Origin of the sequence: Enterobacter sp. Ap-867 (genome assembly GCF_011752855.1) — a bacterium.
Lineage (GTDB): Bacteria > Pseudomonadota > Gammaproteobacteria > Enterobacterales > Enterobacteriaceae > Cedecea.
In genome coordinates, this window is the sequence record NZ_VWWS01000005.1 from 218,514 (window position 1) to 240,004 (window position 21,491).

14 protein-coding genes are annotated in these 21,491 nt (G+C 53.3%); 10 read left to right on the forward strand and 4 right to left on the reverse strand.

The window, feature by feature from the left end; all coding sequences use genetic code 11:
- Positions 1 to 15 precede the first annotated feature (15 nt).
- Positions 16 to 978: a cytochrome o ubiquinol oxidase subunit II gene (gene cyoA, locus F3J26_RS13880; protein WP_008454597.1), complete on the reverse strand. Its 963-nt coding sequence runs from the start codon at positions 976 to 978 to the stop codon at positions 16 to 18.
- A gap of 540 nt (positions 979 to 1,518) precedes the next feature.
- Here cyoA and F3J26_RS13885 point away from each other — a divergent pair.
- The gene (locus F3J26_RS13885) at positions 1,519 to 3,219 is read left to right on the forward strand and encodes a molecular chaperone HscC (protein ID WP_166994418.1); all 1,701 of its coding nucleotides are present in this window, start codon (positions 1,519 to 1,521) and stop codon (positions 3,217 to 3,219) included.
- Between the two features lie 2 nt (positions 3,220 to 3,221).
- Positions 3,222 to 4,541 (forward strand): J domain-containing protein, encoded by a 1,320-nt coding sequence (locus F3J26_RS13890; protein WP_166994420.1) that lies wholly within the window; start codon positions 3,222 to 3,224, stop codon positions 4,539 to 4,541.
- A gap of 47 nt (positions 4,542 to 4,588) precedes the next feature.
- Here F3J26_RS13890 and F3J26_RS13895 read toward each other — a convergent pair whose 3' ends face one another.
- Entirely contained in the window at positions 4,589 to 6,100 is a 1,512-nt protein-coding gene (locus F3J26_RS13895) for an anion permease (protein ID WP_166876093.1), read from the reverse strand.
- Between the two features lie 646 nt (positions 6,101 to 6,746).
- Here F3J26_RS13895 and F3J26_RS13900 point away from each other — a divergent pair.
- A complete protein-coding gene (locus tag F3J26_RS13900) occupies positions 6,747 to 9,524 on the forward strand; it encodes a flavocytochrome c (protein WP_166994422.1) in 2,778 nt (925 codons plus the stop codon).
- Between the two features lie 78 nt (positions 9,525 to 9,602).
- Here F3J26_RS13900 and ampG read toward each other — a convergent pair whose 3' ends face one another.
- Positions 9,603 to 11,078: a muropeptide MFS transporter AmpG gene (gene ampG / locus F3J26_RS13905; RefSeq protein WP_008454603.1), complete on the reverse strand. Its 1,476-nt coding sequence runs from the start codon at positions 11,076 to 11,078 to the stop codon at positions 9,603 to 9,605.
- Between the two features lie 57 nt (positions 11,079 to 11,135).
- Complete coding sequence (locus F3J26_RS13910) at positions 11,136 to 11,714, reverse strand: lipoprotein (RefSeq protein ID WP_008454604.1); 579 nt, start codon at positions 11,712 to 11,714, stop codon at positions 11,136 to 11,138.
- Positions 11,715 to 12,019: 305 nt separating this feature from the next.
- Here F3J26_RS13910 and bolA point away from each other — a divergent pair, with 305 nt between their 5' ends.
- The 7 genes from bolA to ppiD all read left to right on the forward strand — a co-directional run bounded on the left by bolA (position 12,020) and on the right by ppiD (position 21,433).
- On the forward strand, positions 12,020 to 12,337 hold the full coding sequence (gene bolA, locus F3J26_RS13915; RefSeq protein WP_008454607.1) for a transcriptional regulator BolA: 318 nt from the start codon (positions 12,020 to 12,022) through the stop codon (positions 12,335 to 12,337).
- A gap of 348 nt (positions 12,338 to 12,685) precedes the next feature.
- Positions 12,686 to 13,984 carry a trigger factor gene (gene tig / locus F3J26_RS13920; protein ID WP_166994424.1) on the forward strand — a complete coding sequence of 433 codons (1,299 nt, stop codon included), beginning with the start codon at positions 12,686 to 12,688 and terminating at the stop codon, positions 13,982 to 13,984.
- A gap of 294 nt (positions 13,985 to 14,278) precedes the next feature.
- Positions 14,279 to 14,902 carry an ATP-dependent Clp endopeptidase proteolytic subunit ClpP gene (clpP, locus tag F3J26_RS13925; protein ID WP_008454616.1) on the forward strand — a complete coding sequence of 208 codons (624 nt, stop codon included), beginning with the start codon at positions 14,279 to 14,281 and terminating at the stop codon, positions 14,900 to 14,902.
- A 132-nt stretch (positions 14,903 to 15,034) separates the two neighbouring features.
- Positions 15,035 to 16,309, forward strand: coding sequence for an ATP-dependent protease ATP-binding subunit ClpX (clpX, locus tag F3J26_RS13930; protein WP_166994426.1), 1,275 nt, complete (start codon positions 15,035 to 15,037; stop codon positions 16,307 to 16,309).
- A 176-nt stretch (positions 16,310 to 16,485) separates the two neighbouring features.
- Positions 16,486 to 18,840, forward strand: coding sequence for an endopeptidase La (gene lon / locus F3J26_RS13935; RefSeq protein WP_008454618.1), 2,355 nt, complete (start codon positions 16,486 to 16,488; stop codon positions 18,838 to 18,840).
- A gap of 209 nt (positions 18,841 to 19,049) precedes the next feature.
- Positions 19,050 to 19,322: a nucleoid-associated protein HU-beta gene (hupB, locus tag F3J26_RS13940; RefSeq protein ID WP_008454620.1), complete on the forward strand. Its 273-nt coding sequence runs from the start codon at positions 19,050 to 19,052 to the stop codon at positions 19,320 to 19,322.
- A 236-nt stretch (positions 19,323 to 19,558) separates the two neighbouring features.
- Entirely contained in the window at positions 19,559 to 21,433 is a 1,875-nt protein-coding gene (ppiD, locus tag F3J26_RS13945) for a peptidylprolyl isomerase (RefSeq protein WP_166994428.1), read from the forward strand.
- Positions 21,434 to 21,491: the final 58 nt, after the last annotated feature.

Below are 21,491 nucleotides of genomic sequence, written 5' to 3' on the forward strand. Positions count from 1 at the left end.
TTATTCCTCGGCCCCTTAGTGAGAGGTTTCCGCGTGACTCATGTCCATGCCTTCCATACCTTCCATGCCTTTCATATCGTCATGGGAAGCCTGTTCACCTTCCGGCTTGGTCATGTGCATGCTCCCGTGTCCCATAAATTTGTTAATCACGTCTTTAAACAAATCAGGTTTAACACTGGAGAAGTATTCGACTTTGTTGTATTCGCTTGGCGCGGCCAGTTTCTCGTAGGTCGCCATATCGTTCATGACTTCAGGAGACTGTTTCGCTTTAGCAACCCATTGGTTAAAGGTGTCCATGTCCGGCGTGGCGATAGCCTTGAACTTCATGCCGGAGAAACCTTTACCGCTGTAGTTTGACGAAATACCGTCGTAGGTGCCGGCTTCATCGGCAATCAGGTGCAGTTTGGTCTGCATACCTGCCATTGCGTAGATTTGGCTACCCAGGCGCGGAATAAAGAAGGAGTTCATCACCGAGTTAGAGGTGATTTTGAATTCCACTGGGGTATTGGCCGGGAAGGCGATTTCATTCACCGTAGCGATACCCTGCTCCGGATAGATGAAGAACCATTTCCAGTCCATGGCGATAACTTCGATGGTCACCGGCTTCGCTTCATGTTCCAGCGGGCGGCTAGGTTCAAGAGAGTGAGTGGTTTTCCAGGTCAGTACCGCGAGGAAGATAACGATAAGGATAGGAATCGTCCAGACTACAGCTTCCACTTTGTTCGAGTGCGACCAGTTAGGGCTGTATTTGGCGTCTTTGTTGGATGCCCGATACTTCCAGGCAAAACCGATAGCCATTGCAATTGCAGGGATAACGACAATCAACATCAGGCCGATGGCCGTCAGTATCAGTGAACGTTGTTCCAGTCCGATCTGTCCTTTGGGATCCAGGAGTGCAGAATCACAGCCACTGAGTAAAAAAGCGCCTGCGATTAATGACAACCATCCCAAACTTTTATTGTATTTCCTGAGTCTCATTTAACGACCTCAATTCCAGGGAGCTCTATTGTCGTTTAAAGTGTGCCGGCATTTTACGGGAAGGTTACATTACTGTAAACATGAATGGCGCAGTGTCAGTAGGGTGTTACCGGGTTCTGCCTACGATGTCACACAGAATGCAACAAACTGTAAAATCTAGCGTTGGTGCGCGGGCTCCGCAGGTTATAACGAAAACCTATGTTGGCGGAAATAGTCCGGGGAAATGAGTATAACCAGTCAAATTAAAATACATTTAATTAACAATGCGGCAGCATTTGTCACATGTTTCCAACAAATATTAATTTCTCACCGGGCTGAATCGTTAAGGATAATCTTTTAATGCTTATTGAACAAAGTAATTAAAGAAAACTGTATTTAATTACGATAAATAGTCCTCGACGGTAACACTTTATGGCCTGGGTAATTAATAGACAAAAAAAGTAACTATCCGGTATTAATTACATTTTCTTAATCACAAAGCAGGTGAAAACGACAGGGTTAAGGGCGTTAAGTAGCCACTTTATAATCAGGGATAAGATCATGGCAGGAGATATTTCACCCATTATTGGTATCGATCTCGGCACATCCAATAGCGCCGTGGCCTGGTTTGGTGCTGCGGGGACAACGTTAATTTTGGGCCGCCGCGGTGAGCGTTTAACCCCTTCCGTGGTCGGGCTGGATGACGATGGGCATCTGCTGGTTGGCGAGGCGGCAAAGGCCCGACTGGTTAGTCATCCTCATCTCACTGTCGCCAGTTTCAAGCGTTATATGGGCACCGATAAAACCTTCACTCTTGGCCAGCAGTCATTTCGTGCTGAAGAGCTTGCCGCGTTAGTGCTGAGAAAATTAAAAGCGGATGCCGAAGTTACGCTTGGCTGCAGCGTCACGCGTGCGGCCATTACCGTACCGGCTTACTTCAACGATACCCAGCGTAAGGCGGTGAAAGCTGCCGGGCAGATGGCCGGCCTGGACGTTGAGCGCCTTCTTAATGAGCCCACCGCAGCCGCGCTGGCCTACGGACTGGCCGACAGCCGTGAGCAAAAATTCCTGGTCTTCGACTTAGGCGGCGGAACGTTTGATGTCTCCATCGTCGATATGTTTGAAGGCGTCATAGAGGTGCGCGCCAGCAGCGGCGATGCCTGGCTGGGGGGCGATGATTTTACCGAAGCAATCCGCCAGTGGATGCTAAGCCACTATCCCCAGCTAACGCTTGATGACCCGGCGTTTGCCGCAGAACTGACCCGCCAGGCAGAATCGTTAAAACGCCAGCTCAGCAATCAGGAAAAAGCCACTGCGAAACTGACTTGCGGTGGTGAGGAATACGGCTGGGATATGACCGAAGAGGCTTTCCAGGAATGTTGCAGTGGGCTGCTGTCCCGCCTGAAAAAACCGGTGGTTCAGGCGTTACAGGATGCGCAATTTGACGTTGCGCAACTCGACCACGTTATTTTGGTGGGTGGCGCAACCCGTATGCCGCTGGTTCGCCAGCTGGTGACCCGCATGTTTGGTCGCTTCCCTCGTAATGAACTGAATCCTGACGAAGTGGTGGCGCTGGGCGCCGGCGTTCAGGCCGGACTTATAGCGGAAGACAAAGCGCTGGACGACGTGGTGCTCACCGATGTGATGCCTTATTCATTGGGGATCGAAGTGGCCCGCCGGCACGGGGACAAAATAGAAGAAGGCTTTTTCTCGCCGCTGATTGAGCGCAACGCCTTCGTGCCGGTTAGCGTGATGCAGACCTTCAGCACCATGAATGATAACCAGCGCAAGATAGATATTGAGGTTTATCAGGGAGAATCCCGCAAAGTCAGCGACAACCTGCGCCTGGACAGCATGTCGATTCAGATCCCGCCGCGCAAAGCGGGGGAAGTTAGCGTGGACGTGCGTTTCACCTATACCCTTGACGGCATCCTGGAAGTGGAATGCAGAGTCAGCGGCGAGCAAACCGCGTCCACAATGGTGATCGAGAAATCGCCGGGCATGCTCAGCGCTGAGGATATTGCAAACCGCTTAAAACAGCTGGACGCGCTCAAACAACATCCCCGGGACGTGCCTGAAAATCGCCAATTGGCTGCCGAAGCGGCAAAACGCTATGAGCAGACGCTGGGAGACAGACGCCAGATTATCGATCATTATGCGACGCAGTTTGAACAGGCGCTGGACCGCCAGGATCTGCGTGTTATTGCTGCCGCGCGGGACGACCTGCGTCGGGTGTTAGACCAGCTTAACGACGGACTGTAAAGATGGCGACGATATGGGATGTGCTGGGCATTGAGCCTACAAGAGATGAAAGCGAAATTCGTCGGGCTTATGCCCGGGAGCTAAAGCTACGGCGGCCGGACAAAGACCCGAAGGGGTTTCAGGCGTTGCGCGAGGCGTTTGATAGCGCCAAACGCTATGCCAGTTCGACGGTTGTTCTGAACGACGAAGATGAGCATTTCCCGGGTAAACCTGAACCTACGCCGATGATGGATTATGTTCGGGAACTGATGCAGGAGCAGACCTCTCAGCCACAAACACTCTGGAGCAAAAATGAACTCTGGGAACAGGCGCAGTCAGTTTCGACTCTGTTAATCAGGGATGAACTTGAAGGATTGGGGACGCTGCATCGTTACCTTGATAATGAAATCCCCGATGCACTTGAAGCCCGACACGTGTTTAGCCTGATGCTCGCCGAAGCACTAAGCGAGCAGAAGTGGCTTAACCGCAGCCTGTTAAATGAAGTCTCTGCGGTGATGGACTGGCAGATTGACAGCTACCGCTCCTCTCAACTTCCTGACTGGCTGGTACATGCCCTCGAACAGCAGATTGCGATAACTAACCGGGAGAACTACTGGCAGTATCTGGCCAGGCAATATGGAGGCAATCGTTATGCTCAGTTGAAATGGCGGCTGCTGACGGAAAAAGGGATGGCGATTCCAGGGTGGGTAAGGCTGGTTCCCGATCTGCTGTCGCAGCTGGCGAAGCAGGTGGGGGAATTACGCCAGCAGTCGCCCGCATTGTTGGAGCGCCTTAATCCTTCACTCCTTGAGGTGCTGCAAAAACCAACCCTGGCGCTAAGCTGGGGAGCCATCATTGCCGTAGTTTTCTGGGGGTATACGGCCTGGCTAACGGGCCATGAGTCACCGAAAGCCGCGTTTCAGTCAGGCGTCATGCTGGCCGTAGTGGCGACTTTTCTCTGGGGATATCCGTTTCTTGAACGCCGATTTAAATCCGGAGGAGCGGCAAGCAAATGCGTCCATACTGTTTTCTGGCTGGCATCGTGGCTGCTTCTTGCGATGGCATTTTATAGCGCATGGCGTGGAGCGAGCGCATGGCAGGGAAAAGATGTCATAACGATGCGGGCGCTGGTTATCCTGCTCTTCCTTGTTATCCCGGTGGGATGGGCGCTTTGGCAAAGACGTGGCGACTGGCGTAACTTACCTGTCAGGATTGTGGTTGTTGTCCTGATGTTCCCGGTTTTATTTATCCGTCAGCTTCCTCCCCTGGTGAATCTATTGGGCATGATATTGCTGCCTATGCTTTATGGCATCACCATCGAAATGGTTTACTTCATAAAATAAAAAAGCCCCCGGTTTATGCCGGGGGCTTTTGCATCAAACGTTGTGCATCAGAACATCAGCACCATCCACGGGTAGCTGATAAGCATCAGCGAACAGAGGAAGATAGCGCCAAAGATGGTACCCATTCGCCAGTAATCTTTGGTTGGCAGGTAGCCGCTGCCGTAGTAAATCGGGCTTGGACCGGTGCCGTAAGGGGTGATGATCCCCATCACGCCGAGTGAAGTCACCATCATCAGGCAGAAGACAGGCATATTGATACCCGGAATGGATGCGGCGATGGTCAGCGTGGCCGGCAGCAGCGCGGTGGTGTGCGCCGTGGTGCTGGCAAACAGATAGTGCAGCAGGTAGAACGCCACCAGCAGCATCACCGCCGACACCTGCGGGTCGAAGCCGTGCAGCAGCGCGGCACCTTCTTTACCCAGCCAGGCAATAAAGCCCACGCGAGCGAGGCCATCGGCCAGCGCCACCAGGGTGGCAAACCAGGCAAAGGTATTCCAGGCCGGTTTATTGCTGATAATGTCGTTCCAGTTAAGCACGCCGGTCCACAGCATCAGGATAATGACCAGCAGAGCGGCCATAGCAGGCTCAATCCATGCGGCGGCAAAAATCCACATCAGCAGGGCGCTGCAGACAAACAGCAGCAGCAGGATTTCGTTGCGCGACAGTTTGCCCAGTTTTTCCAGCTCTGCGGCAGCCCACTTCGGCACTTCGTCATTCACCTTCACTTCCGGCGGGTAGAACCAGTAAGCCAGCAGCGGCATGGTGAGGATCAGCAGCACGCCCAGCGGCAGGAAGGCCAGGAACCACATGCCCCAGGAGATCTCAAAGCCGATGATGCTTTTCACCAGCGCCAGCGCCAGCAGGTTCGGTGCCAGCGCGGAGAGGAACATCGAGCTGGTGATACAGGCGGCGCTGATCGCCACCCACATCAGGTAAGAGCCAATTCTGCGCGAGCTTGGGTCATTGGGCAGAGAGCCATACAGCGGCGGCAGGTTAGCAATAATCGGGTAAATCGTGCCCCCACTGCGCGCGGTGTTAGACGGAGTGAACGGGGCGAGAAGCAGGTCGGCGAAGGTGATCGCGTAACCCAGCGTCAGGCTGCGTCGGCCCAGGTATTTCACCAGGATCAGCGCCAGACGGCGGCCAAACTGCGTTTTGTCGTAGCCGGCGGCAAACATAAAGGCGCCGAAGATCAGCCAAACGGTGGAGTTGCTAAAGCCGCTGACCGCCCACTGGAAGGACTGGCTCGCCAGCTTAAATTTAGGATCTGCCAGCTCGGCCGGGCTAAACAATAGCCACTGGCTGAACAGCGCGATAACCACGATGCCTGTCAGCCCGATAACTGCGCCTGGTAAGGGTTCGAAGATAAGCCCGACAATCACCCCGACGAAGATGGCGAAGAAGTGCCATGCGTAGGGCTCTAATCCGGCCGGAACCGGAAGCAGTAATATAATGATGCTGATAAGGATAGGTAAAAATAGCAATATCAAGCGCTTTTTATTCCCCGCGTCCGGGGGCGATGCTTTCGCTGTCGCGCTTATTGGTGAGGTGTTAGTCATAGCCTGTGCCTTAAAGTTATCATGATGAATTCGATTAATATTCCCTGCAAAACCTGTTTCCCGACTTTTATTTCCACCTCATCTTTTATAGGCAGAATTTTATACATTCATGATAGTTTTTTTAACCGGTGCAAATCTGACCGCCCATCGCACCTGCTCCCTGCCTCCATTTAACCTCATATTTATTGAGTGATAAGCGATTGTTTCTCGAATCCTTCATCATACTGAAACAATGGGAGATTATCCCTTCTTTTGCGCTCCTGCTGACCGTGTCAGGTATTAGATTTTTGTTTCTGTATAGCAAAAAGCCAACGATTTTATTTAACTAAAAAAATCCGCTTCATTTATATCCATAGTCTTTAAGTGGTTAAAGATCAAATCGTAACCTGATGTAAATAAGCCGCTTCGCTGATTGCCATCGACTATTCAGTAGAAGCAAAGTGATATAAAACCTTTTGTTATTTATGGTTATTATTTGTATTTGCTTTTTTTAAGGCGTTGACTAACATTCGAAAAATATATTCCGCAAAATTGCCGTTTCTGTTCTCTAATTCAAATTACGTTACTCCCTGATAATTGTGTTGCCTGCCGGGGCTATTCATTGAGTGCCGGACAATGTCGACCTCACCTGCTGGAATGATAAAGAATGAACTCCAAAACTCCGATCCTGAAGCCACTCACCTTGCCCAACGGCGCGGTGCTGAAAAACCGCCTGATCATGGCGCCGATGACCACCTGTACCGGTTTTTACGACGGCAGCGTGCCCAGCGATTTGGTTGAGTATTACCGCGAACGCGCGGGCACCATCGGCACCGTTATCGTCGAATGCTGCTTTATCGATCCTAAAGGCCCCGCTTTCCCCGGTGCTCTGGCTATCGACAGTGACAACAAAATTCCTGGCCTGGCGCGAATTGCCAGCGCGATTAAATCCCGCGGCTCTAAAGCCATTCTGCAGATTTATCACGGCGGCCGAATGGTTGAGCCGGAGCTGATTGGCGGCAAGAAGCCCGTCGCGCCGAGCGCCATTGCCGCGCCGCGTGAAGGGGCCACCACGCCAGAAGCCCTGACTGCCGAAGAAGTGGATGTGATGATCACCAAGTTTGGCGATGCCGTGAACCGTGCAATCAAAGCCGGATTCGACGGCGTGGAGATCCACGGCGCAAACACTTACCTGATTCAGCAGTTCTATTCGCCAAACTCTAACCAGCGTGACGATAAGTGGGGCGGCAGCCGCGACAATCGCGCCAGGTTCCCGCTGGAAGTGCTCGAAATCACCCACAAAATGGCCAGCCGCTTCGCCGATGCTTCCTTTATTATCGGCTACCGTTTCTCGCCGGAAGAGATTGAGGTGCCAGGCATCCGCTTCGACGACACCATGTACCTGCTGGAAAAGCTGGCGGAAAGGGGCGTTGATTACGTGCACTTCTCCGTGGGCTACTTCAAGCGTGCGTCGATCGTCGATACCAAAGATCCGACCATGTTGATCAACAAGTATCTGGCGATGCGGTCTGAAACGCTGGCGAAAGTGCCGGTTATCGGGGTGGGTGGGGTCGTTAACCGCACTGATGCCGAAGAAGCGCTGGGCCTAGGGTACAACCTGATTGCCGTCGGGAAAGCCTGTATTGCCTACCCGGACTGGGCCGATCGCATTCTAAAAAATGAAACGCTGGATCTGTTCATTGACAGCACCAAGCGTGAAGAGCTGCTGATCCCTGAGCCGCTGTGGCGCTTCTCGCTGGTCGATGCCATGATCCGCGACACCAGCACCACTGGCCGCAAATACAAAGCCGGGGTCTTCCAGGAAAAAGTGGAGGCCGAAGCGCTCAAGCTCAAAATCAGCGTCACGCTCGACACTGACCGTATCACCGACATTACTCTGGTGCAGGACGATTCGGTGGATGTCGATTTCACCCCAAGTTTCGAAATTTTGCGCTCGCGTATGCTGGTGGCCAACAGCCCGTATGTGGATGCGGTGACCGGGGCAACGGCACAAAGTGAGGCCCTGAAGAAAGCGGTCTCCCGCGCGATGACCACCTCCAGCAAAGAACATGTGATTGAAGAAGGCGGCAACCCGGATGCACCTCAAAGCTACGATGTGGCGGTGATCGGCAGCGGCGGTGCAGGCCTGGCGGCGGCTATTCGTGCTTCCGACGCCGGTGCCCGCGTGGTGATCATCGAGAAGATGCCAACCATCGGCGGCAACACCATCAAAGCCTCCGTGGGCATGAACGCCGCGGAAACGCGCTTCCAGGCGATGAAGGGCATCAAAGATAGCAAAGAGCTGTTCTACGATGAGACGCTGAAAGGCGGTAAATTCAGAAACAATACCGAGCTGTTGAAAGAGTTCGTCGAGCGCGCGCCAGGCGCCATTGACTGGCTGGCAAGCCTGGATATCGTCCTGAACGACATTACCATCACCGGCGGGATGAGTATTGACCGTACACACCGCCCGGCAGACCGCTCGGCCGTTGGTGGCTTCCTGATAAGCGGCCTGGTCAACAACGTCAACCAGCGCAGCATTGACGTACTGCTGGATACCACCGTGGAAGAGATTCTGCATGAAAACGGCGTGGTAACCGGGGTTAAGGTCGCGAACGAATATAACGAACACCATATTCTGCTGGCGAAAAGCGTGGTTGTGGCTACCGGTGGCTTCAGCGCCAACCGTAAAATGGTTGTTCACTACCGCCCTGAGCTGAAAGGTTTTGTGACCACCAACCATAAAGGTGCGACCGGGAGCGGTATTGCCCTGCTGGAGAAGATCGGCGCCGGTACGGTGGACATGGATCAGATCCAGATCCACCCGACCGTGGAGCAAACGACTTCTTATCTGATCTCCGAGTCCATTCGCGGCGGCGGGGCTATTCTGGTCAGTCAGGAAGGGCAGCGCTTCTTCAATGAGCTGGAAACCCGTGACAAGGTTTCCGCAGAGATTATCGCTCTGCCGGAGAAAAGTGCCTGGATCCTGTTTGATGAGCAGGTACGCCAGAACAACAAAGCGGCGGATGAATATATTGCCCGTGGGTTTGTGATCAGCGCGCCAACGGCGGAAGAGCTGGCGGTGAAGCTGAATATGGATGCGCACGCGCTGCAGCAAACGCTGGATCGCTACAACGGCTTTGTGAAGCAGAAAAAGGACGAAGACTTTGGGCGTACCACCGGGATGCGTTTCCCACTGGACACTGGGCCATACTACGCGATCCGCATTGCGCCGGGGGTTCACCACACGATGGGCGGTGTCACCATTAACACCAGCGCAGAAGTGGTAACCGAACAGCATCAGGTGATTCAGGGCGTCTGGGCCGCGGGTGAAGTGGTGGGCGGCATTCACGGTGCAAACCGCATCGGCGGCAACGCCGTCGCCGATATCATCATCTTTGGTACACTTGCCGGGCAAAACGCGGCAGCACACGCGCTGGCTTAAGGCGATAAAAAAGCCGGCAGGGTGACCTTGCCGGCTTTCTCAGACCGGGCGTTTATCCGCCCGGTTTTTTTATTCTTATCAGATAAGTGACGTTTTGCGCAGGGCGAGGAAGTCCAGCAGGCCGCCAAACAGAATCCCGCCGATGGCGAACAAAGCGCCCCATTCCAGCAGCTGTAAACCAAATGCCCATTCGGTTAGCCCCAGCGCATTGCTGATAATAACCAGCAGCCACGCCGCCAGCAGCAGGCAGCCAAAGCCCAGAATACGCAGCGCCAGGCGGTAAGCCGGAGCAAATTCACTGCGCGTCATGAAGGTTTCGTTTTGCTGGGTGAACTCCAGCGTGCGCTTACAGACCAGTAATAATAGAATCCCCGGTACTGCGGCGACGACAGAGAACAGGTAGAACGTCGGCCAGCCGTGGGCTTCCACAAACCAGCCGGCAATCGGGCCGACATACACGCGGCCCACGGCGGAAAGCGCGGAAAGCAGCGCAAACTGGGTGGCTGAGAATGACTTGTTGCACAGCGTCATCAGCAGCGCCACGAAGGCTGCAGTGCCCATGCCGCCGCAGAGGTTCTCGAAGAACACCGCGCTTGCCATGGTAATCATGTCTTTATCCGTTACCGACAGCAGCCAGTAACCGGCGTTGGACACGCCCTGCAAAATGCCGAAGATCAGCAAGGCGCGGAACAGCGTCAGCTTTTGCATCAGCATTCCGCCAAGCAGCGCGCCGAAAATGGTGGCGCACAGCCCCAGCGTTTTATTCACCACGCCGACTTCACCGGCATCAAAGCCAACGCCGCGGATCAGGAACGTGGTGGTCAGGCTCATGGCGAAGGCATCGCCCAGCTTATAAAGCACAATCAGCAGCAAAATCAGCCAGGCATTGTTGCGGCCAAAGAAGTCACGCAGCGGTTCAACGACGGCGCGCTCCAGGCTTTTAGGGACGGGGACGGCATCCGTAGGCTCTGGCGCCAAAAGCGTGGCGATAATACAGGGCACAAGCAGGGCTGCCATCAGCCAGTAGGTGGCCTGCCAGCCTAAATAGCGGTCTGCCAGCCAGAGCGCGAGACCGCCGGAAACCAGCATTGCAAGGCGGTAGCCCAGCACGCTGATGGCGGCACCGGTCCCGCGTTCCTCGGCAGACAGAACGTCAGTTTTCCAGGCATCAAAGACGATATCCTGGGAGGCAGAACAGAAGGCGATGATCACCGCCAGGGCAGCCATCCAGCGCAGCTGCGAGGAGGGTTCAAGGAACCCCATGGCGGCGATTGCCACCAACAACAGAATTTGCGTGATTAGCAGCCAGCCACGACGACGCCCGAGCAGCGGCGGGGTATAGCGGTCCATTACCGGCGACCAAAGAAACTTAAAGACGTAGGCCTGGCCCACAAGCGAGAAGAAACCGATGGTTTTCAGGTCGATGTTTTCGACGGTCATCCAGGCCTGAAGCGTCCCTGATGTCAGGGCTAAAGGCAGGCCGGACGCAAAGCCCAGAATCAGTAAAATGGCTGATTTTGGCTGCTGAAAGATGCGCAGATAATGATTGGACATAGGGGAATTGTACAAACTCTGTTGTTGGCCCGCGTGAGCAGGCCAACGGGGTAAAAATTAACGAGCGTTCTGCTTAACGAAGTCGTGAACGCTGGTGTCCTGAGCCATATCCGCAATGGTATCGGTCAGCACGGAGTTAACCGCGTCAGCGATATTTTTATTGGTAGCCTGGAACGCGCCTTCAACGTTATAGCTGGAGCGGTAGTTCTTGGTCATCTTGTTACCGTTCTTCGCGGTAGCAATGATGGAGATATCCGCTTTAGTGGCGATGTTGTAGCGCACGTTACCCTGGGAAACGTCAGCATACAGCTGGTTAACGATGATCTGCAGATCAACCGGGCTGTTTGGCCCAATCATATAACCGCGGGCGGTCATCTGTTTCTCCAGCACTTCCTGCAGCAGGAAGCGCAAATCGCGGGATGGCGTTAGCGTGACTAGCTGATTGTCGCGGGTCACCTTCGCCAGCGCCTGGCTGGTACGCTGATCGGCACCGTTGATGCTTAGCGTCACGCCCATCAGGCTTGGATCCTGCTGTGGCAGGGTGATCTTTGGTGACACTTCAATGGTGGTTGGCGGTGTTGCGCAGCTGGCCAGCATAAACATGGCAACCAGCGGGAAAAGTAATTTTTTTAACATGTTCGCTTTCTCAATGTACTCAAAGGGCAGGCTGATAAAAAATCACGCCATCATAACACTGCGGTCGTGCAGGGGAAGTGCTTAACGCACGGAATTTCATCGCGTTGCCATTTTTTTGGGCTTCAGCAAAACCTTCTGACACTTTTCATTCGGTTTAGTGCCTTAACCCTATGAACGTTCTGATAACCGGGTGAAGAAAGGCCCGCGAAAGTTAAATTTTTGTTGTGTTCAAAGCAAAATCTGGCTAAAAGCGGCTAACATTTAAAGGGATGAGTGGCATCTCTACGTTGTCGAGGAGAAAGTTCATGCTGATACGCGAGCAGATAGAAGAGAAGTTAAAAGCCGCCTTTACCCCCGCGTACCTGGAAGTCGTGGATGAAAGCTATCGTCACAATGTCCCGGCGGGCTCCGAAAGCCATTTTAAGGTGGTGCTGGTTAGCGATCGTTTTACCGGCGAACGCTTTTTAAACCGCCATCGCATGATTTATGGCACATTAAGTGAGGAACTGGCAGGCCCGGTACACGCGCTGGCGCTGCATACTTACACCGTCAAAGAGTGGGAAGGGCTGCAGGACACGGTGTTTGCCTCCCCGAACTGCCGTGGCGCGGGCAGCATTGCCTGATTAACCGCTAAGCGTTTGCAACTAAGGGAACTTTTCCGTTATGTTGCGGTATGTATACTGCGTTTCCCAAAACGGCCTGCGGGCCGTTTTGTTTTGCCTGCCTCTTTAAGGGAGCGGGCAAAGAAGAATAAATGACAAAGAAGTGTGAAAAAGGCCGCAGCCGAGCGCTATTGCCGTTCTCGACTCACCCCTGTGATGCCGCTATAATGCTGCGTCTTATTTTTTGAATGTCTTCGGGATGATTCTGACGACAGGGAATGTGTTTCTGATTCAGAGAACATCCTGGTTCTGTGAAGCCACCAGGGCTTCCAGAGTTGACCGAGCACTGTGATTTTTTGAGGTAACAAGATGCAAGTTTCAGTTGAAACCACTCAGGGCCTTGGCCGCCGTCTCACGATTACTATCGCTGCAGACAGCATCGAAACCGCTGTAAAAAGCGAGCTGGTCAACGTAGCTAAAAAAGTACGTATCGATGGCTTCCGTAAAGGCAAAGTGCCGATGACCGTCGTTGAGCAGCGCTACGGTGCTTCCGTTCGTCAGGACGTGCTGGGCGAGCTGATGAGCCGCAACTTTATTGATGCGATCATCAAAGAGAAGATCAATCCGGCTGGCGCACCTAACTATGTGCCGGGCGAATACAAACAGGGCGAAGACTTCACCTACGCGGTAGAGTTTGAAGTGTACCCAGAAGTTGAGCTGCAGGGTCTGGAAGCCATCGAAGTTGAAAAACCGGTTGTTGATGTGACCGACGAAGACGTTGATGCGATGCTGGACACCCTGCGCAAGCAGCAGGCGACCTGGAAAGACAGCGACGCTGCAGCGACTGCAGAAGATCGCGTTACCATCGATTTCACCGGTTCCGTTGACGGCGAAGTGTTCGAAGGCGGCAAAGCCTCTGACTTCGTGCTGGCAATGGGTCAGGGTCGTATGATTCCTGGCTTCGAAGACGGCATCGTTGGCCACAAAGCGGGCGAAGAGTTCACTATCGAAGTAACCTTCCCGGAAGAATATCACGCTGAAAACCTGAAAGGGAAAGCGGCGAAGTTCGACATCGTGCTGAAGAAAGTTGAAGCGCGCGAGCTGCCAGAATTCACCGAAGAGTTCATCAAGCGTTTCGGCGTTGAAGATGGTTCTGTGGCTGGCCTGCGTACCGAAGTGCGTAAAAACATGGATCGCGAACTGAAAGGCGCCGTGCGTAACCGCATCAAGTCTCAGGCAATCGACGGTCTGGTTAACGCTAACAACATCGACGTGCCAGCTGCGCTGATCGACGGCGAAATCGACGTTCTGCGTCGCCAGGCTGCACAGCGTTTCGGTGGCAACGAGAAACAGGCTCTGGAACTGCCACGTGAACTGTTCGAAGAGCAGGCTAAACGTCGCGTTGTTGTTGGTCTGCTGCTGGGCGAAGTGATTCGTACCCACGAGCTGAAAGCTGACGAAGAGCGTGTTAAAGGTCTGATCGAAGAAATGGCTTCTGCTTACGAAGATCCGACTGAAGTCATCGAGTTCTACGGTAAAAACAAAGAGCTGATGGACAACATGCGCAACGTTGCGCTGGAAGAGCAGGCTGTTGAAGCCGTTCTGGCTAAAGCGAAAGTGTCCGAAAAAGCGACCACTTTCAGCGAGCTGATGAACCAGCAGGCGTAAGTGCTTTTTGGCTGATTAGCCAAAAAACGCAGCATCGGGCCCGTCACCTTTTGGTGGCGGGCTTTTTTATTGCTAAATCACACGATAAGCCATCAATAAAACCCCATTTCAGGGTTAGCGTAACAACAAAAGGTTGTTATGCTTGAAACAGGGCAAATCATCCCCATTATTCGGGTGAGGTTCCATTAACAATCCCTGACTGACTCCGTCCAGAATCGGCGCAAGGAACATAGTCAATATCCTGCGTCTCAAGTAGAATCAGTACAGTAGGCTTAATTACTCCAGGAGACGGACATGTCATACAGTGGCGAACGAGATCAATTAGCACCCCATATGGCCCTGGTGCCGATGGTTGTTGAACAAACATCCCGCGGCGAACGTTCATACGATATCTATTCTCGTCTGCTTAAGGAGCGCGTCATCTTCCTGACCGGTCAGGTAGAAGATCATATGGCTAACCTGATTGTGGCGCAGATGCTGTTTCTGGAAGCAGAAAACCCGGAAAAAGATATCTATCTTTACATCAACTCTCCGGGTGGCGTAATTACGGCCGGGATGTCGATTTACGACACCATGAAGTTTATTAAGCCTGACGTCAGCACCATTTGTATGGGCCAGGCTTGCTCGATGGGCGCATTCCTGCTGACCGCTGGGGCAAAAGGTAAGCGTTTCTGCCTGCCGAACTCCCGCGTCATGATTCACCAGCCACTGGGCGGCTATCAGGGCCAGGCGACGGATATCGAAATCCACGCTAAAGAGATCCTGAAAGTGAAAGCACGTATGAACGAGCTGATGGCGGAACATACGGGCAAATCGCTTGAACAAATCGAGAAAGACACCGAGCGCGATCGTTTCCTCTCCGCAAGCGAAGCGGTAGAGTACGGTTTAGTTGATTCGATCCTGACTCACCGTAACTAATGCCCGAAGCTTTAGGCCGCTATACTATAGTCAACGTCGCGGCCTGACTTAACGCTTCACTATCGGCTGCGCCGTAGAATGGCACTTGTGCTACCGGTGGTAGCACACAGAAACAGAGAAGAGGTTTTACTGATGACAGATAAGCGCAAAGACGGTTCAGGCAAACTGCTGTACTGCTCTTTTTGCGGCAAAAGCCAGCATGAAGTGCGCAAGCTGATTGCCGGGCCGTCAGTGTATATCTGCGATGAGTGTGTCGATTTATGTAACGACATCATTCGCGAAGAGATTAAAGAAGTTGCGCCGCACCGTGAACGCAGTGCGTTGCCAACGCCGCACGAAATTCGCCACCATCTTGACGATTATGTTATCGGCCAGGAGCAGGCGAAGAAAGTGCTGGCGGTTGCGGTTTACAACCACTACAAACGTCTGCGCAACAGCGACACGTCCAACGGCGTTGAGCTGGGTAAAAGCAACATCCTGCTGATCGGCCCGACAGGTAGCGGTAAAACGCTGCTGGCAGAAACGCTGGCTCGCCTGCTGGATGTGCCATTTACCATGGCCGATGCAACCACGCTGACCGAAGCAGGTTACGTGGGCGAAGACGTTGAAAACATCATTCAGAAGCTGCTGCAGAAATGCGACTACGACGTACAGAAAGCCCAGCGCGGCATCGTGTATATCGATGAGATCGATAAAATCTCCCGCAAATCTGATAACCCGTCCATCACCCGTGACGTGTCCGGTGAAGGTGTACAGCAGGCGCTGCTGAAGCTGATTGAAGGCACCGTGGCTGCCGTTCCACCTCAGGGTGGCCGTAAGCATCCGCAGCAGGAATTCCTGCAGGTTGATACCTCCAAGATTCTGTTTATCTGCGGCGGCGCATTTGCAGGCCTGGATAAAGTGATCGCCAACCGCGTGGAAACGGGTTCTGGTATCGGCTTTGGCGCAACGGTAAAAGCGAAGTCTGAGAAAGCCAGCGAAGGCAAGCTGCTTGGCCAGGTAGAACCGGAAGATCTGATCAAATTTGGTTTGATCCCTGAGTTTATCGGTCGTCTGCCGGTGGTCGCAACCTTAAGCGAACTGAGCGAAGACGCGCTGATCCAGATCCTGAAAGAGCCGAAAAATGCGCTTACCAAACAGTATCAGGCATTGTTCAACCTGGAAGGCGTAGAGCTGGAATTCCGTGATGAAGCGCTCGACGCGATTGCGAAGAAAGCGATGATCCGTAAAACCGGTGCTCGTGGCTTGCGTTCCATCGTGGAAGGCGCGCTGCTGGACACCATGTACGATCTGCCATCTCTGGACGACGTGGAAAAAGTGGTGATTGACGAGTCCGTCATCGCTGGCCAGTCCAAGCCGCTATTAATTTATGGTAAGCCGGAAGCACAGCAGGCATCCGGTGAATAATTCGCCAGAATAACCAGTCAGTTAATAAGAAAATGGGGGATTTTATCCCCCATTTATTTTTCCTGCATTCCCACAGTTGAATGTCCGGGAAACAGCCCCATATACTGATTTACTTGTTGGTGGAGCGGAAGCGTTCACCAAATCACCTGGCGGACATTAAACTAAGAGAGAGCTCTATGAATCCTGAGCGTTCTGAACGCATTGAAATCCCCGTATTGCCGCTGCGCGATGTGGTGGTTTATCCGCACATGGTTATTCCACTGTTTGTCGGGCGTGAAAAATCCATTCGCTGCCTGGAAGCTGCAATGGACCATGATAAGAAAATCATGCTGGTGGCGCAGAAAGAGGCTTCGACGGATGAGCCAGGTGTTAACGACCTGTTCACTGTAGGTACCGTTGCTTCAATTCTGCAGATGCTGAAACTGCCCGACGGTACGGTAAAAGTACTGGTAGAAGGGCTTCAGCGCGCGCGTATCACCACGCTGTCTGACAACGGCGACCACTTCTCTGCGCAGGCGGAGTACCTGAACTCGCCGGCGATTGAAGAGCGCGAGCAGGAAGTGCTGGTTCGCACCGCAATTAATCAGTTTGAAGGCTACATCAAGCTGAACAAAAAAATTCCACCAGAAGTGCTGACGTCGCTGAACAGCATCGACGATCCTGCACGTCTGGCCGATACCATTGCCGCCCATATGCCGCTTAAGCTGTCGGACAAGCAATCTGTGCTTGAGATGTCCGATATCAACGAGCGTCTCGAATACCTGATGGCGATGATGGAGTCGGAAATCGATCTGCTGCAGGTGGAGAAACGCATTCGCAACCGCGTTAAAAAGCAGATGGAAAAAAGCCAGCGCGAGTACTATCTGAATGAGCAAATGAAGGCGATTCAGAAAGAACTGGGCGAAATGGACGATGCGCCTGATGAAAATGAAGCGCTGAAGCGCAAAATTGACGCGGCAAAAATGCCGAAAGAAGCGCGCGAGAAAACCGAAGCCGAGCTGCAGAAGCTGAAAATGATGTCGCCGATGTCTGCGGAAGCTACCGTGGTGCGCGGCTACATCGACTGGATGGTTCAGGTGCCGTGGAACGCCCGCAGCAAGGTCAAAAAAGATCTGCGTCAGGCGCAGGAAATCCTCGATACCGACCATTACGGTCTGGAACGTGTGAAAGATCGCATTCTGGAATACCTCGCAGTCCAAAGCCGTGTCAACAAGCTGAAAGGGCCAATTCTTTGCCTGGTTGGGCCGCCGGGGGTAGGTAAAACCTCTCTGGGCCAGTCCATCGCTAAAGCCACGGGTCGTAAATACGTGCGTATGGCGCTGGGCGGGGTGCGTGACGAAGCGGAAATCCGTGGTCACCGCCGGACTTACATCGGCTCTATGCCGGGTAAACTGATTCAGAAGATGGCCAAAGTCGGCGTCAAAAACCCGCTGTTCCTGCTGGATGAAATCGACAAGATGTCTTCCGACATGCGCGGCGATCCTGCTTCTGCGCTGCTGGAAGTGCTTGATCCAGAACAGAACGTGACGTTTAACGATCATTACCTGGAAGTGGACTACGATCTCAGCGACGTGATGTTTGTGGCGACCTCTAACTCCATGAACATTCCGGCGCCGCTGCTGGATCGTATGGAAGTGATTCGCCTGTCTGGCTATACCGAAGACGAAAAGCTGAACATTGCCAAACAGCACCTGCTGCCGAAGCAAATTGAGCGCAACGCCCTGAAAAAAGGCGAGCTGAAAGTGGATGACAGCGCCATTGTGGGCATCATTCGCTACTACACTCGTGAAGCGGGCGTCCGTAGTCTGGAGCGTGAAATCTCCAAACTGTGCCGTAAAGCGGTGAAGCAGCTGCTGCTGGATAAATCGCTCAAGCACATCGAAATCAACGGCGACAACCTGAAGGATTACCTTGGGGTGCAACGCTTTGATTACGGCCGTGCCGACAGCGAAAACCGCGTAGGCCAGGTGACCGGGCTGGCGTGGACGGAAGTGGGCGGCGATTTGCTGACCATCGAAACCGCCTGCGTACCGGGTAAAGGCAAACTGACTTATACCGGCTCCCTCGGTGAAGTTATGCAGGAGTCTATCCAGGCGGCGCTGACCGTCGTCCGTGCTCGTGCGGAAAAACTGGGTATCAACGGTGACTTCTACGAAAAACGTGATATTCACGTTCACGTGCCGGAAGGGGCAACGCCAAAAGACGGCCCAAGCGCCGGTATCGCAATGTGTACCGCGCTGGTGTCCTGCCTGACAGGGAACCCGGTTCGTGCCGATGTGGCAATGACCGGTGAAATTACCCTGCGTGGCCAGGTATTGCCGATTGGTGGCCTGAAAGAGAAACTGCTGGCAGCGCATCGTGGCGGCATCAAAACCGTGCTGATCCCGGACGACAACAAGCGCGATCTGGAAGAAATTCCGGACAACGTGATTGCAGACCTGACGATTCATCCTGTGAAGCGTATTGAGGAAGTTCTGGCCCTCGCGCTGCAGAATGAGCCTTCCGGCATGCAGGTGGTCACCGCAAAATAGTGACCTGACGCAAATACAGTCAATAAAATTAGGGCTGGTAAGTGAATTGTCACTTGCCAGCTTTTTTTTGTGTCGCTAATTTAGTTGCTGGCTGAGCTTATCGTCCACAACTCCTGTTGTAAGGGCATGACGAGCCTGTTATAACTGCTGCGCGGTCGCGCCTGAGGGATATCAGGTGCGATATAAATTATAAAGAGAGGAAGAGAAGAGTGAATAAATCTCAACTGATAGACAAAATTGCCGCAGGTGCTGATATTTCTAAAGCCGCGGCTGGACGTGCATTAGATGCTGTTATTGCTTCTGTTACTGAATCTCTGCAGTCCGGGGAAGACGTAGCACTGGTAGGTTTTGGTACCTTTGCTGTTAAAGAGCGTGCTGCCCGTACTGGCCGCAACCCTCAAACCGGTAAAGAAATCACCATCGCCGCAGCAAAAGTACCAGGCTTCCGTGCTGGTAAAGCGCTGAAAGACGCTGTTAACTGATTTATTGGCCCCGACTGACTGGGGTAGATGGTGTCAGGTATCGCAGGGGCGCATCATTTGATGTGCCTTTTTTATTGCCTGAAGCCGAATTTTACGCAGGTGTTGATGATTTGCAGCGGGTTTCTTGTCACAATACGCCTTTGCGCGCAGCACAGGGCAGCTTGAGTCATTAAGGATGCCAGCTTAGCGCCTGCGCAGGTTTACCAAGTCATACTACAGCGGAGTGTTGTTACACCATGATGGACAATTTACGAGCGGCGGCTAACCATGTCGTGCTCAAGATCATTCTGGGTTTGATTATCTTGTCATTCGTTCTGACTGGCGTGGGTAGCTACCTGACTGGCGGTAACAATAATTATGCCGCAAAAGTAAATGGCCAGGAGATTGGCCGTGGCCAGTTCGAAAATGCCGTAGCGAACGAACGTAATCGTCAGCAGCAGCAGCTGGGCGACCAGTTCTCCGTTCTTGCCGGTAACGAAGGCTATATGAAGCAAATGCGCCAGCAGGTTCTCAACCAGCTGATTGATGAATCGCTGCTTGACCAGTACGCCAAACATCTGGGCCTCGGTATCAGCGACGAGCAGGTAAAAATGGCTATCTTCAGCCAGCCTGCCTTCCAGACTAACGGTAAGTTCGATAACGCTCGCTATAACGCCATCATCGGCAATATGGGATTAACTGCCGACCAATATGCACAGGCGCTGCGCAATCAGCTCACCACCGACCAGCTGATCAAAGCCGTGGTCGGCACCGACTTTATGCTCACCGGCGAAACCGACGAGCTGGCGGCATTGGTCTCCCAGCAGCGCGTCGTGCGTGAAGCCACAATCGACGTGAAAGCGCTGGCCGCGAAGCAAAACGCTTCCGAGCAGGAAATCAACGCCAACTACGAGCAGAACAAAAACCGCTACATCACCCCTGAACAGTTTAAGGTTAGCTACATCAAGCTGGATGCGGCTTCCATGCAGGAAGAGGCCAGTGATGCGGACGTTCAGGCTTACTACGACCAGCACAAAGACGAATTCACCCAGCCGCAGCGTAACCGCTACAGCGTGATTCAGACTAAAACCGAAGATGAAGCGAAAGCGATTCTCGACGAGCTGAACAAGGGCGGCAATTTTGCTGCACTGGCGAAGGCTAAGTCTGCTGACATCATCTCTGCCCGCAACGGCGGTGATATGGGCTGGCTGGAAGCCTCCACCACGCCTGACGAACTGAAAAATGCCGGCCTGAAAGAAAAAGGTCAGCTGTCCGGCGTCGTTAAATCTTCCGTTGGTTTCCTGATCGTTCGCCTGGATGACATCCAGCCTGCCGTTGTGAAGCCGCTGGCGGAAGTTCGCGATGGCATCGTGGCTAAAGTGAAGCAGGAAAAAGCCGTTGATGCTTACTATGCGCTGCAGCAGAAAGTGAGCGATGCCGCGAGCAACGACAACGAATCTCTGGCAAGCGCTGAGAAAGTCGCCGGGGTTAAAGCGGTTGAAACTGGCTGGTTCGGCCACGACAACCTGCCGGAAGAGCTGAACTTCAAACCGGTTGCCGACGCTATCTTCAGCGGTGGTCTGGTGGGTGAAAACGGTTCGCCGGGCAGCAACTCAGACATTATCACCGTCGATGGCGATCGCGCTTTCGTCCTGCGTGTTTCCGAGCACAAAGCTGAAGCGGTTAAACCACTCACCGAAGTGCGTGACCAGGTGATTGCCGCCGTGAAGCAGCAGAAAGCGGAGCAGCAGGCGAAGCTGGATGCTGACAAACTGCTGAACGCGCTGAAACTGGGCAAAGGCAGTGACGAACTGAAAGCAGCGGGCCTGAGCTTCGGCGAAGCGAAAACCCTGAGCCGTACCGGGCAGGATCCGATCAGCCAGGCCGCCTTTGGGCTGCCTCTGCCGGCGAAAGACAAGCCGAGCTATGGCGTCGCCAATGATATGCAGGGCAACGTTGTGCTGCTGTCTCTGGATGAAGTGAAAGCAGGCTCTATGCCGGACGAGCAGAAAAAAGCGATGGTGCAGGGGATCACCCAGAACAATGCCCAGATTGCTTTCGAAGCGCTGATGTCCAACCTGCGCAAAGAAGCGAAGATCAAACTGGGCGATAGCATCGACCAACAGCAGTAATCCTCGCAAATTTTTGCAACGCAGTGTAATACCTGAAGGCCGCTTTCGCGGCCTTTTC

Bases quoted from the DNA above. Each gene is read 5' to 3' on its own strand.
- F3J26_RS13890 (WP_166994420.1), top strand. From the start codon at position 3,222: ATGGCGACGATATGGGATGTGCTGGGCATTGAGCCTACAAGAGATGAA.
- ampG (WP_008454603.1), bottom strand. From the start codon at position 11,078: ATGTCCAATCATTATCTGCGCATCTTTCAGCAGCCAAAATCAGCCATT.
- clpX (WP_166994426.1), top strand. From the start codon at position 15,035: ATGACAGATAAGCGCAAAGACGGTTCAGGCAAACTGCTGTACTGCTCT.
- F3J26_RS13885 (WP_166994418.1), top strand. From the start codon at position 1,519: ATGGCAGGAGATATTTCACCCATTATTGGTATCGATCTCGGCACATCC.
- lon (WP_008454618.1), top strand. From the start codon at position 16,486: ATGAATCCTGAGCGTTCTGAACGCATTGAAATCCCCGTATTGCCGCTG.
- F3J26_RS13900 (WP_166994422.1), top strand. From the start codon at position 6,747: ATGAACTCCAAAACTCCGATCCTGAAGCCACTCACCTTGCCCAACGGC.
- ppiD (WP_166994428.1), top strand. From the start codon at position 19,559: ATGATGGACAATTTACGAGCGGCGGCTAACCATGTCGTGCTCAAGATC.
- tig (WP_166994424.1), top strand. From the start codon at position 12,686: ATGCAAGTTTCAGTTGAAACCACTCAGGGCCTTGGCCGCCGTCTCACG.
- F3J26_RS13910 (WP_008454604.1), bottom strand. From the start codon at position 11,714: ATGTTAAAAAAATTACTTTTCCCGCTGGTTGCCATGTTTATGCTGGCC.
- F3J26_RS13895 (WP_166876093.1), bottom strand. From the start codon at position 6,100: ATGACTAACACCTCACCAATAAGCGCGACAGCGAAAGCATCGCCCCCG.
- cyoA (WP_008454597.1), bottom strand. From the start codon at position 978: ATGAGACTCAGGAAATACAATAAAAGTTTGGGATGGTTGTCATTAATC.
- clpP (WP_008454616.1), top strand. From the start codon at position 14,279: ATGTCATACAGTGGCGAACGAGATCAATTAGCACCCCATATGGCCCTG.
- bolA (WP_008454607.1), top strand. From the start codon at position 12,020: ATGCTGATACGCGAGCAGATAGAAGAGAAGTTAAAAGCCGCCTTTACC.